The following is a 13,425-nucleotide window of genomic DNA, read 5'->3' as shown; positions in this document are numbered from 1 at the left end:
CCAGGGGAGAGACCACCATGAGCAGCAGCACCGACGCCCTCGGCACCTCCGCCGCGCAGGAACGCAGCGCCGAGCTGGAACAGCTGATCCGCAAGGATCCCGGGCAGTTCCGCATCCTCACCGGGGACCGGCCCACCGGCCGACTGCACCTCGGGCACTACTTCGGCACCCTGCACAACCGCGTCCGGCTCCAGGACCTCGGCGTCGAGACCTTCGTCCTGATCGCCGACTACCAGGTCCTCACCGACCGCGACATCGCCGAGAATCTCACCGGACACGTCGAAGAGCTGGTCCTCGACCACCTGGCCATCGGCATCGACCCCGAGCGCTCCACGATCTTCACGCACAGCGCCCTGCCCGCCCTGAACCAGCTGCTGCTGCCGTTCCTCAGCCTCGTCTCGGTCGCCGAGCTGAGCCGCAACCCCACCGTCAAGGACGAGATCGCCCACTCCCGGCAGTCCGCGGTGAGCGGCCTGATGTTCACCTATCCCGTGCACCAGGCCGCCGACATCCTCTTCTGCAAGGCGAACCTCGTCCCCGTGGGCCAGGACCAGCTGCCGCACCTCGAGGTCACCCGAACCGTCGCCCGCCGCTTCAACGACCGCTACGGCAACGGCACTCCGGTCTTCCCGCAGCCCGAGGCCCTGCTGTCCACGGCGCCGCTGCTGCTCGGCACCGACGGCACGAAGATGAGCAAGTCCCGCGGCAACGCCATATCGCTGTCCGCGACGCCCGATGAGACCGCGCGGCTGATCCGCGGCGCCAAGACCGACGCCGAACGCCACATCACGTACGACCCGGGGGCCCGCCCCGAGGTTTCCTCGCTCGTCCTGCTCGCCGCCCTGTGCGAAGGCGTCGACCCGCACGCGGTGGCGCAGGAGATCGGGGGCGGGGGCAGCGCCGCGCTCAAGCGGCGCGTGACCGAGTCCGTGAACGAGTACCTCGCGCCGATCCGGGCCGGGCGCGAGTGCTACGCGCAGGACCGTGGCCTGGTCAGGGACGTGCTGAGGGCCGGGAACGAGCGGGCGGGCGCGGTCGCCGACGCGACGCTCAGGGAGGTGCGGGCGGCCATGAACGCCGACTACTGACGAGGGCGTGAAAAGCCGCCGGGACGATTCTGCCTGCGGCATGCATGCCCGGCCCGATCCCGGGCAGCAGGAGAACAGACGCTCAAGCAGCCCACCCCCCCCCGGGCGCTCGAGCCCGTGGCCCTGTCGCCCCCTCTCCCCCCCTGGGAGGCGACAGGGCCACCTTTTATGGCATCGGCCCCCGGCGAACCAACTAGCCCTGGTGGTGCTGCTGTTGCTGCTGCGGCGCCCCGGCCCCCGGCCCGGCGGCCTGCGCGAGCATCCCGTCCACGTGATCCTTGGGCACCTGGTGCGCGGCGCCGCAGAACGTGCACTGCGCCTGGTACTTCGTCGAGATCGGGAACAGCGGGATGAAGAACAGCGTGAACTTCGTGACGAACTTCCGCAGCGTGTGCGCCGCGGGATTGCCGCAGCTGCCGCAGACGAAGGTGAGGATCGCGAGCTGGTACGCGTAGCCCCGCGTGCCGAAGATGATCATTGGGTCCCTCCCGTTGTGTGTCCGCCGCAGAGCGTTCGGCGTCCGGCCGTCATCGTATGCGGCCCTCCCCTGAGCCTCACAAGCCGTAGCGGCGCGTGGAGTGCTCCTCCTGGGCGAGCCGGCGCAGCGCGAGCAGCAGGGGTTCGTACAGGACCGCCGCCGCGACCGCCAGCTCGACCTTCTCGGAGTCGTCCTCGTAGGTGTCGAGTTGGTCCAGGTCCAGTTGGGCCACCTCCTCCATGAGGTGCGCGTACTGCGCGAGGATCTCGGGCCCGCGCGAGAAGCCGAGGCGGGTCAGCGTGACGATCGTGGTGACCAGGGCGCGGTATGAGGGGGAGAGGACGCCGATCTCGCGCGCGTTCTGCCAGCCCATGTCGCCGAGGAACCCGTCGACCGCCTCGGTCACCTCCGCCGTCAGCGGGTCGTCCGCGGGCGCCTCCGGCGGCTGCGGCATCGCCCACAGGGCGGCGCCCAGCCGGAAGGTCGTCCCCAGGGACTCGTCGTCCACATGTCCGAGCACCTCCCGCACGGTGGCCACCGGGATCCGCCCGATCTGGATCATCGCCCGGATCAGGCCGAGCCGCCGCAGATGCGCCTCGCCGTACGCGGCCTGAGTGGCGCTGATCCGCTCGCCCTGCGGCAGCAGCCCCTCGCGCAGGTAGTACTTGATCGTGCCGACCGGCACCCCGCTGCGCTCGCTCAGCTCTGCCAGTCGCATCCCTTGTGCCCCTCCTTGGAAAGTGCCACTATCCAAACACGGGTCAGGGGATCGGGGGACCCCTGACCCCCTGTCAATGTCAGACGGGAACGGGGGAGTTGTGTTCACGAAACTGGAGATGGGGCGGGTGACGGCGGCCGCCGACGGCGACGTCGTGCTCTTCGTCGCCGGTATGCGGATCAACCGGTTCTGGGCGGTCCACCGCTGGATCCCGGTGATGTGCGCGATGCTCATGATGCTCAGGGACCTCGGCAAGGATCGCACGGCCGGTCTGCTCCACCACGTCCTGGGCACCTCGGACCCGCGCAACTTCTACGTCATCCAGTACTGGGAGTCGAAGGAGAAGCTCCTCGCCTACGCGGCCGCCTCCGACAGTCGGCATCATCCCTGGTGGGCCCGCACGAACCGCTACCTCCGCAAGGGCAAGGGGCATGTGGGCGTCTGGCACGAGACCTACATCGTGCCCGCGGGCTCGTACGAGACGATCTACGGCGACATGCCGGCCTACGGCCTCGGCAAGGCCTACGGCGTGCGTCCGCTCGGTGAGGGCGTGCGGGCGCGGGACCGGCTCGCGGTCTGAATGTATCCGCCCCGTAAGCGGAGCGTCACGCAGCGTACGAATGGCGTACGAAAATGGCCATCCCGACGGGCCGAATCGGCAATCCGGGGTTGGTGATGAAAGGATTGCGTCCATGGCAATCAAGACCTACTTCGACATCGAGATCAACGGCGAGCCCGCTGGGCGGATCACGTTCAACCTCTTCGAGGACGTCGTCCCGAAGACCGCGGAGAACTTCCGTGCCCTGTGCACGGGCGAGAAGGGCTTCGGCTACGCCGGCTCGTCCTTCCACCGCGTCATCCCGCAGTTCATGCTGCAGGGCGGCGACTTCACCGCCGGTAACGGCACGGGCGGCAAGAGCATCTACGGCGAGAAGTTCGCCGACGAGAACTTCCAGCTCAAGCACACCAAGCCGGGCCAGCTCTCCATGGCCAACGCGGGCCCGAACACCAACGGCTCGCAGTTCTTCATCACCACCATCGTCACCGACTGGCTGGACGGCAAGCACGTCGTCTTCGGCGAGGTCGAGGACGGCATGGAGCTCGTGAAGAAGATCGAGTCCCTCGGCTCGCGCAGCGGCGGCACCTCCGCCAAGATCACGATCTCCGAGTCCGGCCAGCTCTGATCCAGGCCGATCATCCGGTGCAAGGGTCCTTCTGACGGATCAGGCTGGACGTGGGAGGCCGCACGGTTCGGCTCCGCGAGCGGGGTCTGGTGCGTGCAGCTGCAAGGCGGAGGAGGGCGTCAACGCGGAGCGTTGGCAACCGACGACAACGCCGCAGATGTGCGTGCCAGACCCCGCGACTCCAGCAAGATCCGTCAGAAGGACCCTGGGAGCCGGGACCCCGTCAAGGGGTCCCGGCTCCTCGCGTTTTCGACGTGAGGCCAACTCCCGGGCGGGCGCCGCAGGTTAGGGTCTCGGTCGGTGGATCACCGATCCGCCGCACCGTTTCCTCGACCCAGGGAGACCCTTGTGCGCCTGCGCGCCATACCCACGCTGCTGCTGTCCGCCGCCCTCACGGCGGGCGCCCTCGCCGCCACCGCGGCACCGGCGACCGCCGCGCCCGCCTCGTTCGAGGACCAGTTGCGGGCCCTGCCCGGAGTGAGCGTCACCGGCGTCACCGACAAGGAGGGCTTCCCGCTCTACTCCTTGTCGATCACGCAGCCGGTCGACCACGCGAGACCCGGCCTCGGCACGTTCCAGCAGCGCTTCACGCTCTGGCACAAGTCGACGGCCAAGCCCGTCGTCTTCTACACAGGCGGCTACGAGCTGTCCTCCTCGACCCGCGAGCCCACCACCCTCCTCGACGCGAACCAACTCAGCGTCGAGCACCGCTTCTTCGGCCCGTCCGTACCGGCCGGCGGCACCCCCTGGGGCAAGATGACCGTCCAGCAGGAGGCCGCCGACGAACACGGCATCGTGCGGGCCGTGCGGCCGCTGTACGAGAAGACGTCGAAGTGGCTGGCGACCGGCGGCTCCAAGGGCGGCATGACGGCCACGTACCACTACCGCTTCCACCCCAAGGACTACGACGGCGTCGTCGCCTACGTCGCCCCGAACGATGCCAACAATGCCGACGACAGCGGCTACGAGGACTTCTTCAAGAGGGTCGGCACCCAGCAGTGTCGCGACGGGCTCGCCGCCGTGCAGCGCGAGATGCTGGCGCGCCGCGACACCCTGCTGCCCAAGTTCGAGAAGACCGCGAAGGACGAGGGCTACACCTTCACCAACACCCTCGGAACGACCGATCGGGCCTACGAGTTCGCGGTCCTCGACCAGGTGTGGAACTTCTGGCAGTCCGGCTCCGTCGACGACTGCCCGACCGTGCCGGACGCGAAGAAGGTCTCCGACGACGACCTCTACAAGTGGTCCCTCGACCACGGACTGTCCATCTACGAGGACTCCACGCTCGGCGCCAACAGCTCGGGCCCCTACTACCGGCAGGCCGCCGCCCAACTCGGCTGGGCCGACCTGAAGTTCAAGAACCTCAAGGGTGTGCGCCACTACCCGGACATCTACCAGCCGAACTCCGTGCTGCCCGCCGACATGCGCACCACCTACGACGGCACCGTCATCAAGGGCGTCGACAAATGGGTGCGCACGAAGTCCGAGCGGATGCTGTTCGTCTACGGGCAGAACGACCCGTGGAGCGCCGAGCAGTTCACGCCCAGCAAGAAGGACTCGTACAAGTACGTCGTGCCGAAGTCCAACCACGGCGCCCGGATCTCCGCGCTGCCCGCGAACGAGCGGGACGCGGCGACGGCCACGATCAAGCGCTGGGCGGGTGTCCGGTAGGCGTCAGCCGAAGCGCTCGATGCGGATCCGGTCCACCGGCTGACCGAGGCCGACCAGCAGCTGGGAGGCGTGCTCGGCAAAGGAGTTGGAGCCGCACACGTACGCCTCCCACTGTGGCGCACCTTCGGTGAAGCACGGCGCCAGATGATCCGCGGCCAGACGTCGGCGCTCGTCCTCACGGGTGAGTACCGACGTCGTCTCGGCCCCGTACTCCTCGGCGTAGATCAGGTCCGCACGGGTGCGTGCCGACACGATCAGCTTGAGCGGGACGGTCAGCCGGCGCTGCCTGTGGTGGCGGATCATCGACATCAGGGGCACGACACCCGAACCCGCGCCGAGCAGCAGTGCGGGCCGGTCGCCCGGCCACGCGAAGAAGCCGCTGAGCGGGCCGCGCATCTCCACCTCGTCGCCGACCCGCGCCTCGGTGTGCAGAAAGCCGGAGACCTCGCCGTCCGCGACGTGGTCGAGGGTCAGCTCGATGTGCCCCGAGTCGTCGGGAGCCGACGCGAGCGAGTAGTGGCGCTGGGCCGAGTAACCGTCCTCGGCGGTCAGCCGCAGCATCAGGTGCTGACCGGGCAGATGCCCCTGCCAGCCGGGCACCGCGAAACGGAACGTCGACGCGTTCGCCGTCTCCCGGCGGATCTCCGTGAGCACGGCACGCTGCCACAGGGCGGCGCCCTGCCCGGCGGCGATGCGGCCCGGCACGGCGAACCGGGTCGGCGGCGTGAAAGTGGTGGTGTCCGGCACGGTCTCAGTCACCTGCGTATCGCTGTTCTTCCCAGGGGTTGCCCCGCGCGTGGTACCCGTTCTGCTCCCAGAAACCGGGCTCGTCGTGATCGAGGAGCCTGATGCCCGCGACCCACTTCACGCTCTTCCAGAAGTAGAGGTGCGGCACCAACAGGCGGGCGGGGCCGCCGTGTTCGGTCGGCAGCGGCTCGTCCTCGTAGGTGAAGGCGAGCCACGCCTTGCCGCCCGTCACCTCGGCGAGCGGCAGGTTCGCGGAGTATCCGGTGTGCGAGTACGCCATGACGTGCGTCGCCCCGGGGGAGGGGCGTACCGCGTCGAGGAACGTGTCGAGCGAGACACCACCGAAGCGCACCCCGAACTTCGACCAGGTCGTCACGCAGTGGATGTCCCCGCTGTACGTCGCCGGGGGCAGCGCCCGCGCCTCGTCCCACGTCCAGGTGTGCTCCTCGGCGACCAGGCCGTCGATCGTGAACGTCCAGTCCTCGCGGTCGAGTTGAGGCGTCACCTCGGCGGAGAGCACCGGCCAGTCGTCGCCCGCGTCGTACTGGCCCGGCGGCAGGCCGGGGTTGTGGACGCGGGGGCGACCGACGAAGCCTCGGGTGGGGGTGGGGTGGCCGGTCATGCGAGGGCCTCCAGATCGGCGAGGACCGCGCCCTCGTCGAGAGTCGTGAGCGTACGGTCGCGCATAAGGACCCTGCCATCGACGACGGTGTCCCGCACGTCGGAGGCCTGCGCGGCGTAGGCGAGCATCGCGTACGGGTCGTGGCGCGGCGTGAGGTGCGGCCGGTTCAGGTCGAGGACGGCCAGGTCGGCGCGCTTGCCGACCTCGAGCGAGCCGAGTTCGTCGCCGAGGCCCAGGGCGCGGGCGCCCTCGATGGTCGCCATGCGTACGGCCTGCTCGGCGTCGACCGCCGTCGGATCGCCGTCCGCCTTGTGCACCAGAGCCGCCTGCCGCACGGCGCCGAGCACGTCGAGGGTGTTCGAGCTGACGGCGCCGTCCGTACCGAGGCCGACGGTGACACCCGCGCTCAGCAGCCGGGGAACCGGCGCGATGCCGCAGCCCAGCTTCAGGTTCGACACCGGGCAGTGGGCGACCGAGGCGCCCGCACGGGCGATCGCCGCGATCTCGCCGCCGGTCAGGTCGACGGCGTGCGCGAGCACCACGTCGGGGCCCAACAGGCCAAGGGATTCGAGGAGTTCCACCGGCCGCTTGCCGTGTGCCACCTCGACACCCGCGACCTCGGCGGCGTTCTCCGCCGCGTGCAGGTGGATCAGCGCACCGAACTCACGGGCCAGCGCGAAGCACTCGGCGAGCTGCTCGGGGGAGAGCGTGTACGTCGAGTGCGCGAACAGGACGGGACGGGTGCCGGCGGGGCGCCCGGCCAGGTACCGGCGCGCCCACTCCATGCGCTCCTTGTACGGCCGCCCGTCCGGCGGCTCGGGCACGTCCATGAACAGCGGCCCGGTGTGCAGCCGCCAGCCCGCCGTGCGCGCGGCCTCCTCGGCGGCCTCGTGGAACCAGTACATGTCGAGCGCCGAGGTGACACCTGCGCGCACGCTCTCGGCGACGGCCACGCGGACGGCGGAGGCGACGGTGCCGGGGTCGAGCAGGCGCGCCTCTGCGGGGACGACCCGGCCCAGGAACTCCTGCAGCGTCACATCGTCGGCGGTGCCGCGCAGCAGCGTCATCGCGAGGTGCGTGTGCGTGTTGATCAGGCCGGGGAGCACCAGGCCGCCGGAGGCGTCGATGGTGTCGGTGGCCGTGTGGCGGGCGCGCAGCTCGTCGGCGGTTCCCACCGTCACGATCGCGCCGTCGCGCACGGCGACCGCGCCGTCGGCGAGCACGGTCGACGCGTCGTCGACGGTGAGGACGGTGCCGCCGTGCACCAGCAGATCGACGGACTCGGTCACAGTTGCTCCTCGGTAAGTATGCGCAGCGCCTCCAGGGCCACGACGCTGCCGCGCGCGACGCCCTCCGCGACGACCTCGCGGTGCGGGTCGTAGCCGCCGGTGCTGTCCTCGTCCACCAGGTCGTCCGCGTTCACGCCGTCGACGACGAGCACGGCGCCCGCGACGAGCCCGCGCAGCGACGCCGTGACGAACAGCGCGGACACCTCCATCTCGATCGCCGCGAGGCCCGCGCCGTCGTACTGGTTCAGCGGGATCAGCCCTGGTTGGAACGCCGCCCGCGTCCACACGATTCCCCGATGGTGCGGCGCGCCCGCCTCGCGCGCCGCGCGGGTGAGGGCGAGCACGGCCTCCGGAGCGGACACCGCCGGGTACTCGGCGGGCACCAGTTGGCCGGTCACGCCGTCGTCGCGCACCGCGGCCTCCGCGACGACCAGGTCGCCGTCGCCGATCCCCGGCCGCATCGCACCCGCCGTACCGAACCGCACGAACGTCCGCACGCCCGCGTCGGCCAGCTCCTGGAACAGCAGGATCGCGCCGGGCCCGCCGATGCCGTGCGAGGCGACGACGACCGGCACCCCGCGCCACGTCCCGCTGAACGTGCGGTACTCGCGGTTGTACGACACCTCCACGGCGTCGTCGAGCAGCGCGGCGACGGCCGCGGCGCGCTCCGGATCGCCCACGACGACGGCGCGCGGCGGCAGTCCCGTACGCGGGATTCGGCTCAGCGGGAGCAAGGAGTGGGGGTCGGGTGCGGGGGCACTCACGAGGTGGCTCCAGTCATGCGTCGGCGCGGCATCGGGTTCGGAGGGGATCCGGGGATCGTATCCCCAGGTCGGAGCGGGTTTGAAGGCAGACCCCCGCTATGTGCGCGGTCCCACAGGGACGTCGAGCGGCCGGGCCAGACCGGAGATCCCCTCGTCGAGCCGCTGAAGGTGACGCAGCACACGGAACGTCACCGTGTTCGCGGCCGGCACCCCCAGGCCGTCGGTCTCCAGCATCGCCGCGATGCTCGCGCCGGACTCGACGGTCCCCGTCGTGTCCTCGTCGTTCACCTGCGCGACCAACACATCGATGTTGTGCGCGATACGCCGCGCCGCCCTGCCGAGCCGCGGATCGGCGGCCACATGCTTGCTGTACGGGATGAGCTCGGCGGTCGCCGCCAGGGAACGCGCGTGGTACGCGGACGTCTCCAGGAGCGCCACCAGATAGCGCACGGTCTGCCGCCGCTCGCGCTGCGGGGCGATCGCGTGGGTCAGCGGCTTGGTGGACGCGCGCAGGTCGTCCAGGGCGGTGTCGAGGTCCCGCGCCCGGTCGAGCAGGTCCGCGGCCGGGCCGCCGCTGAGCTGCTCCACCGCGCCCGCCACGACATCGCCGAGCCGCTCGAGGACGGTGGCGAGCAGCTCGTCGGTGCGCCGGTCGGTGCGCACCGGAAGCACCAGCATCGCCGCGATGATGCCGCACGCCGCACCGAGCGCGGTCTCCTCGATGCGGAGCACCAGCACGTCGAGGCTGTAGGTGTTCAGGAGCGTGTACAGCAGGCCCAGCATCGCCGTCACGAAGAACGACATCAGCGCGTACGACAGCGGGGCGGTGAAGAACGCGGCGAACACGCACAGCAGCACCAGGACGAACGCCAGCCACGTGTGATTGCCGACCGCCCCCGCGAGCAGCACTCCGGCGAGCACACCGAGCACCGTGCCGAGGACGCGGCGGTAGCCCTTGATGACGATCTCGCCCGTGGACGCGGTGTTGAGGAAGACGACCCAGCAGGTCAGGACGGCCCAGTACCAGCGCTGGCTGGAGAGGAACTCGCCGCCGACGATCGCGAGGGCGGAGCCGACGGCGACCTGGAAGGCGGCGCGGGTGGTGGGCCGGTCCAGGCCCCCGCGGTTGTCCTCGTCCTCGTCGGCCTCCTTCTCCGCGTCGGTCAGCGCGACGGTGCCGGTGATGGACATGTCCTCCGCCTCCAGCTCCTCACGCGAACGCGTCGTGGAGGGGGAGTCGTCCGACTCGTCCTGCGGGCCGTCGAGCGCGATCCGCAGACCCATCACCGCGCGGGCCGCCTCACCGATGCCGCGGAACACGTCCTGCACGGCGAGCGTGGCGCCCGGAGGCATCCGCTCCTCGTCGCGGTAGCCGAGCAGACGGTTGCGGATCTGGGCGACGGCCGTGCCCCGGTTGGCATCGGCGGGGCGGGACACCATCAGGTGCAGGGCGCCCAGATCGCGGCGGAGGGTGGCCGTCGACTCGTCCTCGTCGTCGCGGAACAGCAGCTTGCCCGCGGCCGGCGCGGGCGCGTGGGGGAGGTGCAGGGTGAGGGTGTCGGCGCGTTCGGCGCTGCGCGCGTTCAACAGCAGCATGCCGAGGCGCTCCGCGGAGATCTCCGCGTCGGCGATACGGCGCTGGATCAGCGAGGCGGTCGCCGCGTCCCCGGCGCCGTCCTCGAGCCGGCCCTGGATCATCAGAGCCGTCTCGTGCAGCCGCGAGGTGTGGTGGCGGAGATCGTCCAGTACGTCGTCGAGGTCCTCCGGCGCGGCGTCGAGCAGCCTCGTCTGCGCGGTCACCAGCTGAGCGAGCCGCGCCCGGAACGCCCCGCGCAGCCGCCCGAGCACGCGCTGCGGCGTCTCCGGCACCAGCGCGAACCGGGCCACCGCGCTGCAGCCGAACGCCACCGCCAACGTGCCCGCGAGCACCGGCAGTTGATCGGGGGTCGCGTTCACGAACAGCGACACGAAGTAGACCTGGAAACCCATCAGGCCAAGAGCCGTGCCCCGGTCGCCGAACCGGCGGAAGTAGACCGCGCCGAAGATCAGCGCGATGAAGAAGAGATCACCCGCGATCACCTTGCTGTGCAGCAGCGCGCCGAGGGTCACGGCGGCGAGCGCCACCGGGAATCCCCATGCGAGCGTGATCGCCTGCCCTCGCAGATTCTTCTCACGGATCGCGAACGTGCTCACCATCGCGGCCATCGCGCCCGCGACCATGTGTGTCACATCCGTGCCGAGCAGCGCGAGCACGGCGAGCGTCAGCCCGATGGCCGCGACGATCCGCAGCCCGGCCATCAGGCGCAGCAGCCCCGGATCGGATGCAATGAAGCGGTCCCAGGTGTCCCTCGGCCGTCGCGCCACCAGTACTCACTCCAAGATCGGTCCGTCGGCGTCGCCCCCGAGCATACGAGGAGGTGGGCACGCTCTTGACACGAGTATCGACAGGTGGACGGCGCCCGACCTGGTCACATGGTGACTTCTGGGGGATTGCCCCCAACGAGAAGTGGGGGTGGGCCGGATGGTGCGCAGGGGGCGGTTCCACGAATCTTGAGCCATGGACGATCTCGGCACGATTTCGATGGGCGGGCCGGCCCGGCGGGGTGTACTCGCGGCCGGCGCGGCGCTGTTGACCCTGGGCGCGGCGCCCGCGGTGGCCGCCGCGCCGCAGCGGGTGCGGCTTCGGTTACCAGCTCCGAGCGGCCCGCACCCTGTGGGCAGGGTGGCGCTGCGCCTGGTGGACCGCTCCCGCCCCGACCCGTGGACGGCGGCTCCCGCACGGGAGTTGATGGTGGACGTGCGCTACCCGGCACGGGCGGTGGCCGGGCACGGGCGGGCGCCGCAGATGACGGCCCGGGAGGCGGCGGGCTTCGACCGGCTCAACAACTTCGCGGGGCTGCCCGCGGGCCGCGTCGACTGGGCGGCCACGCGGACCTTCGCCCACACCGCGGCGCCGCTCGACCGCCGCGCGGCACATCCCGTGGTGCTGTACTCGCCGGGCGTCGTGGACCCGCACTCTTTGGGCACGACGCTCACGGACGACCTGGCGTCGCGCGGCTATGTGGTGATCGCCATCGACCATCCCTACGACGCGTCGGCGGTGGAGTTCCCCGGTGGGCGCGTGGCCGTCTCCCGGCTCCCGCAGGAGTTCGAAAAGGCGCAGCAGTCCGGCCCGGCCGGGGTGACCGCGCTGTTGAAGAAGACGACGGCCGTACGCGTCGCCGACGCCCGCTTCGTCCTCGATGTGGTGCGGCGGGCCTTCGACACGCAGCGGCTGCGCCGGGCGCCGATCGGCATGTTCGGGCAGTCCGCGGGAGGCTTCGCCGCGCTGCAGACCCTGCACGACGACGAGCGGCTCGCCGCGGCCGCGAACCTCGACGGCGTGCTCGCGTACGTCCAGGACGACCACGACGAGGGCGGCCTTTCCACCGTCGCGGCCGAGGGCGTGGACCGGCCCGTGCTCCTGATGGGCAGCGAGGGCAACGACCGGACGAACGTCCCGTCCTGGCGGGAGCTGTGGCGGCACAGCAGTGGATGGCGACGCGACCTGACCCTGCGCGGCTCCCGGCACGCCACGTACACGGACGCGACGACGCTGCTGCCACAGATAGCGGCCCGCCTCGACCTGCCGCGCGAGACGCTGACCGCATGGGTGGGCAGGGTGCCCACCCACCGGGCGGTCGCGGCTCAACGGGCGTATCTCGCGGCCTTCTTCGACCGCTGGCTGCGCGGCGGGGACGGCGCGCTCCTGGACGCGCCGTCGCCGAAGTACCCGGAGATCGCCTTCATATGAAGCTGACTCCACTGAAGCTGACTTCGCTGAAGCGGGGCCAGCGGCCCGTGAGTCAGTGCATCCCGAGAGCGCCCATCGTGGCGTCGGCCATCGCCGACTCACCCAGTGCGTTCGGGTGCACGGGGACGAAGTTGGTGCCGAAGAGGGCCGGCTCGACCCAGCGGGTGCCGATCGGCTGACAGGCGTCGTGGCCCTCGGAGGACTGGGAGAAGTCCACATACGTCGAGCCGGTCTCGCCGGCCGCGCGCTGCACCGCGCGGTTGAGGTGGGACTGGATGTCGCGCACGTACGGCACGTCGCCGGACGCGATCGGCATCTTCAGGAAGCAGCCCTTCTGCGCGACCTGCGGCATGATCCACGGATAGCCGAGGACGGCGACCTTTGCGTTCGGCGCCTTGCTCTTGACCGCCTGGAGCGCGGACTTCACCGCCGGGTACGTCTTGGCGTCGATCTCGTCGCTGAACTTGTCGCCGTTCAGGTACTTGCACGGGTGGCCCTGGCCCGCGGAGGCGAGCCCGGCGGTGGCGCAGGACAGGATCGTGTTGATGAAGGTGCTGTTGTCGTTGCCGCCGATGGTGAGGGTCACCAGGTCGGTGTCCTTGCTCAGCGCGTCGAGCTGCGGCGGCACGCCCGGGTACTGGGATCCGGCGAAGTCCTTCGTCTGCGCGGCGCCGCACGTCACGTCCTTGAGCGCGGCGCCGGTGCGCTTCGCGATCACGTGCGGGTAGTTGGCCGTGGAGCGGGCACACAGCGGGCTGGCCTTCGGGTCGAGCGGAAGCACGCCGGAAGCGGCGCTGTAGCTGTCGCCCAGAGCGACGTAGGAGAGGGGCTCGGGGGCCGCGTGTGCGGGTGCGGCGAGGGTGACGAGGGCGGCGCCGGTCGTGGCCGCGAGGGCCGTGAGTCTGCCGCTGAACGCGCGGATCGCCATCTGATGCTCCTTCGAAGCATTCGGAACCTGCGGAACCGGGCCGGGGCATGGCCAAGTTCCGTGTGAGGCAAGGGGGTTCAGCGCGCCGGTAGTTGAAGCTACCGACGAGTTTGAATATCAGTCAATAGGTGTGCACAGGGTCG

The 13,425-nt window shown here is 70.7% G+C and carries 13 protein-coding genes; 5 read left to right on the top strand and 8 right to left on the bottom strand.

Annotated features, from left to right (window positions below; all coding sequences use genetic code 11):
• Window positions 1-17: 17 nt before the first annotated feature.
• Window positions 18-1,088 carry a tryptophan--tRNA ligase gene (gene trpS, locus OHA73_RS00890; protein ID WP_327653807.1) on the top strand — a complete coding sequence of 357 codons (1,071 nt, stop codon included), beginning with the start codon at window positions 18-20 and terminating at the stop codon, window positions 1,086-1,088.
• 193 nt (window positions 1,089-1,281) lie between these two features.
• Here trpS and OHA73_RS00885 read toward each other — a convergent pair whose 3' ends face one another.
• Entirely contained in the window at window positions 1,282-1,566 is a 285-nt protein-coding gene (locus tag OHA73_RS00885) for a zinc-ribbon domain-containing protein (protein ID WP_266718334.1), read from the bottom strand.
• Window positions 1,567-1,642: 76 nt separating this feature from the next.
• Entirely contained in the window at window positions 1,643-2,284 is a 642-nt protein-coding gene (locus OHA73_RS00880) for a MerR family transcriptional regulator (protein ID WP_327653806.1), read from the bottom strand.
• Window positions 2,285-2,402: 118 nt separating this feature from the next.
• On the opposite strand from OHA73_RS00880, the gene OHA73_RS00875 reads away from it, so the two are divergent.
• The 3 genes from OHA73_RS00875 to OHA73_RS00865 all read left to right on the top strand — a co-directional run bounded on the left by OHA73_RS00875 (window position 2,403) and on the right by OHA73_RS00865 (window position 5,139).
• On the top strand, window positions 2,403-2,864 hold the full coding sequence (locus tag OHA73_RS00875) for a DUF4188 domain-containing protein (RefSeq protein WP_443063193.1): 462 nt from the start codon (window positions 2,403-2,405) through the stop codon (window positions 2,862-2,864).
• 112 nt (window positions 2,865-2,976) lie between these two features.
• Window positions 2,977-3,468, top strand: coding sequence for a peptidylprolyl isomerase (locus OHA73_RS00870; RefSeq protein ID WP_266718340.1), 492 nt, complete (start codon window positions 2,977-2,979; stop codon window positions 3,466-3,468).
• Window positions 3,469-3,816: 348 nt separating this feature from the next.
• On the top strand, window positions 3,817-5,139 hold the full coding sequence (locus tag OHA73_RS00865; RefSeq protein WP_327653804.1) for a S28 family serine protease: 1,323 nt from the start codon (window positions 3,817-3,819) through the stop codon (window positions 5,137-5,139).
• 3 nt (window positions 5,140-5,142) lie between these two features.
• Here OHA73_RS00865 and OHA73_RS00860 read toward each other — a convergent pair whose 3' ends face one another.
• The 5 genes from OHA73_RS00860 to OHA73_RS00840 form a co-directional block, all read right to left on the bottom strand.
• Window positions 5,143-5,898: a ferredoxin reductase gene (locus OHA73_RS00860; protein ID WP_327653803.1), complete on the bottom strand. Its 756-nt coding sequence runs from the start codon at window positions 5,896-5,898 to the stop codon at window positions 5,143-5,145.
• Complete coding sequence (locus OHA73_RS00855; RefSeq protein WP_327653802.1) at window positions 5,891-6,508, bottom strand: sulfite oxidase-like oxidoreductase; 618 nt, start codon at window positions 6,506-6,508, stop codon at window positions 5,891-5,893. Before OHA73_RS00855 ends, OHA73_RS00860 begins: the two co-directional genes overlap by 8 nt.
• A complete protein-coding gene (locus OHA73_RS00850; RefSeq protein WP_327653801.1) occupies window positions 6,505-7,797 on the bottom strand; it encodes an amidohydrolase in 1,293 nt (430 codons plus the stop codon). Before OHA73_RS00850 ends, OHA73_RS00855 begins: the two co-directional genes overlap by 4 nt.
• The gene (locus OHA73_RS00845; protein WP_327653800.1) at window positions 7,794-8,561 is read right to left on the bottom strand and encodes a nucleoside phosphorylase; all 768 of its coding nucleotides are present in this window, start codon (window positions 8,559-8,561) and stop codon (window positions 7,794-7,796) included. Before OHA73_RS00845 ends, OHA73_RS00850 begins: the two co-directional genes overlap by 4 nt.
• A gap of 96 nt (window positions 8,562-8,657) precedes the next feature.
• The gene (locus OHA73_RS00840) at window positions 8,658-10,859 is read right to left on the bottom strand and encodes an FUSC family protein (protein ID WP_327658376.1); all 2,202 of its coding nucleotides are present in this window, start codon (window positions 10,857-10,859) and stop codon (window positions 8,658-8,660) included.
• 259 nt (window positions 10,860-11,118) lie between these two features.
• Here OHA73_RS00840 and OHA73_RS00835 point away from each other — a divergent pair, with 259 nt between their 5' ends.
• Window positions 11,119-12,354, top strand: coding sequence for an alpha/beta hydrolase (locus OHA73_RS00835; RefSeq protein WP_327653799.1), 1,236 nt, complete (start codon window positions 11,119-11,121; stop codon window positions 12,352-12,354).
• Window positions 12,355-12,406: 52 nt separating this feature from the next.
• Here the strand turns inward: OHA73_RS00835 and OHA73_RS00830 are convergent, their stop codons facing one another.
• On the bottom strand, window positions 12,407-13,282 hold the full coding sequence (locus OHA73_RS00830; protein ID WP_327653798.1) for an SGNH/GDSL hydrolase family protein: 876 nt from the start codon (window positions 13,280-13,282) through the stop codon (window positions 12,407-12,409).
• Between the last annotated feature and the right edge of the window lie 143 nt (window positions 13,283-13,425).

Origin of the sequence: Streptomyces sp. NBC_00483 (genome assembly GCF_036013745.1) — a bacterium.
GTDB lineage: Bacteria > Actinomycetota > Actinomycetes > Streptomycetales > Streptomycetaceae > Streptomyces.
Note: the sequence above shows the minus strand (reverse complement) of the source record. Positions and strands in the feature narration are given on the sequence as shown.

Coding starts and splice junctions, on each gene's coding strand:
- OHA73_RS00855 (WP_327653802.1), bottom strand. CDS start 6,508: ATGACCGGCCACCCCACCCCCACCCGAGGCTTCGTCGGTCGCCCCCGC.
- OHA73_RS00840 (WP_327658376.1), bottom strand. CDS start 10,859: ATGGCCGGGCTGCGGATCGTCGCGGCCATCGGGCTGACGCTCGCCGTG.
- OHA73_RS00835 (WP_327653799.1), top strand. CDS start 11,119: ATGGACGATCTCGGCACGATTTCGATGGGCGGGCCGGCCCGGCGGGGT.
- OHA73_RS00880 (WP_327653806.1), bottom strand. CDS start 2,284: ATGCGACTGGCAGAGCTGAGCGAGCGCAGCGGGGTGCCGGTCGGCACG.
- OHA73_RS00870 (WP_266718340.1), top strand. CDS start 2,977: ATGGCAATCAAGACCTACTTCGACATCGAGATCAACGGCGAGCCCGCT.
- OHA73_RS00875 (WP_443063193.1), top strand. CDS start 2,403: ATGGGGCGGGTGACGGCGGCCGCCGACGGCGACGTCGTGCTCTTCGTC.
- trpS (WP_327653807.1), top strand. CDS start 18: ATGAGCAGCAGCACCGACGCCCTCGGCACCTCCGCCGCGCAGGAACGC.
- OHA73_RS00830 (WP_327653798.1), bottom strand. CDS start 13,282: ATGGCGATCCGCGCGTTCAGCGGCAGACTCACGGCCCTCGCGGCCACG.
- OHA73_RS00885 (WP_266718334.1), bottom strand. CDS start 1,566: ATGATCATCTTCGGCACGCGGGGCTACGCGTACCAGCTCGCGATCCTC.